At 38.2% G+C, this 2,010-nt stretch carries 1 protein-coding gene and 1 pseudogene; both read left to right on the top strand.

Features of this window, described 5'->3' with window-relative positions; genetic code table 11:
* Window positions 1–67 precede the first annotated feature (67 nt).
* Window positions 68–982: pseudogene (locus tag GA0061070_RS24370) on the top strand (tyrosine-type recombinase/integrase); the annotation flags it as partial.
* 30 nt (window positions 983–1,012) lie between these two features.
* The gene (locus tag GA0061070_RS24365; protein ID WP_090139099.1) at window positions 1,013–1,864 is read left to right on the top strand and encodes a DUF6216 family protein; all 852 of its coding nucleotides are present in this window, start codon (window positions 1,013–1,015) and stop codon (window positions 1,862–1,864) included.
* Window positions 1,865–2,010: the final 146 nt, after the last annotated feature.

Here is a 2,010-nt window from a genome sequence, read left to right as displayed (position 1 = left end):
ATTTATTTTGACGGACGTCTGAATAGCGTGATGACGTTGTAGAGTTTTTAACGTGACACAGAATTCTGAACGCTCTCTCTTAGGGAACTGGAAGCATCCAGATATCCTGCGCCGTCGTATCGAAAAAGACATCAATCCAAATATTGGGCATATTAAAATCGAAGATGTTCGTCCTCGCCATATTGATGATATGTTGCAGAAAATCATCGCACGAAACGCTCCTACAGTAGCTAATGATGTCCTCCGCTGGACCCGCCGCATCTTCAACTATGGTATCAAACGCCATATGCTGGAGAGTAACCCCACAACAGCGTTTGAGATCGCTGATGCTGGAGGTAAAGAGAAATCCCGGGAACGTTGGCTGACCAGAGAAGAACTGATTAAATTCTTTCAGGCCATGCGTATTACTCAAGGATTTTCTCGGCAAAACGAGTTGACCATGAAGCTTCTACTTGCCCTCTGCTGTAGAAAAATGGAACTCTGCGCTGCTCAGTGGGTTGAATTTGATTTAGATAACGCCATCTGGCATTTACCTGCCGAGCGGGTAAAGAACGGTGATGCTATTGATATCCCTTTACCAGCGATAACCGTTGAGTGGTTGAAAGAGTTACGCCAAATGTCACTCAATAGCCAGTGGGTATTACCTGCGCGTAAAATGCAACACAGAATGATCCCTCACATACAGGAAAGCACACTGCCCGTCGCGCTGGCAAAAGTGCGCAGCAACCTCCCTGAGGTACCAAATTTCACCATCCATGATTTCCGCCGCACAGGACGCTCACACTTAGCCGCACTTGGTGTTGACCCTGTTGTTGCAGAGCGCTGTTTAAACCACCGCATCAAGGGTGTGGAAGGTATTTATAACCGTTATGAGTACTTTCAGGAACGCAAAGCAGCCTTAGAGCAATGGGCAGCATTGTTGGAATCGCTGGAGCATGGTGAGGATTACAATGTAATGCCATTAAAAAACAGTTATATCTAAGAGATATTAATTCGTAAGGATATATTAAAAATGAATACATTGCTGGATGCTTTTATTTCTCCGATATCATCACTTATCGAAAATAAATTCACCTTATTTATTGTTGTTTTTATATTTTCTATCGCCTCCCTCTTTTTTATAAAATACAAGGCAAAGTCAGGATTTTCTTTATCAGATAGATTTTGGGTTTTCTGGACAGGTCATAAATGTGAAAATAATAGTGATCTACTTAGCGAAATCATCGAAATAGAAAAATTCAATTATCACTACAACACATATGCCATATCTAAAAAGCAGACCACTCAACTTGAATCTTGGATTAGAAGATACGAGCTAGACTTCAAATTAATTGCAAAATTAAAGAGAAATCTAATAATTGATACACTCAAAATAAAGAAAATACACAAAATATTTCCATTAGGTATTTTCTTTTCTTTATTTATACCTTTGTTCGCTTTTTTTGGCGCATTTGTGATAGCAATAAAACCAGCAGGGTTAATAAAAATTGATGACACTGGATGGTTTTGGTTTAATGAAAATGAAGCAATAGAATATAGTTTCTTAGGGCGACAAGAAAACTCATGGGTGATAAAGAAAGAACAGTGCACCAAAAAAAATGAAATAAAAGCAAATCTCGATGATAAAACGATAGAAACAATATGCGATTCGTTTAACAGCCAGAGAGTATCGAACTTCATAAAATCATTAATAAAAAAACAACGCTGGTTTTTTGGAGTCTCAAGTGGAATATTATTATTTATCGCAGGATTTCTATTTAGAGAAACAATTTCACTACTTATAACTTACGATGCGAGAAAGATGATCTACTTGAAGGTAAAAAAGTATAGGAAAAATAAAGAGTCACAAAGACATAAACCTTAAGCATCGATATTTGAGAATGTAAAAGAGTAAGACATCCAAAATCTCTGATGGAGGGAGTGTTAGAAATTCTGTGTCATTCCAGTAATATACAATCAAAAAGGAATGACACATGTCCCAGCCCTTCGATTTTGACAAAGCACTTAAGG

It is taken from the genome of Kosakonia oryziphila, from assembly GCF_900094795.1.
Lineage (GTDB): Bacteria > Pseudomonadota > Gammaproteobacteria > Enterobacterales > Enterobacteriaceae > Kosakonia > Kosakonia oryziphila.
Note: the sequence above shows the minus strand (reverse complement) of the source record. Positions and strands in the feature narration are given on the sequence as shown.

Excerpts from the sequence above, each read along its gene's own strand:
- GA0061070_RS24365 (WP_090139099.1), top strand. The coding sequence starts at position 1,013 with ATGAATACATTGCTGGATGCTTTTATTTCTCCGATATCATCACTTATC.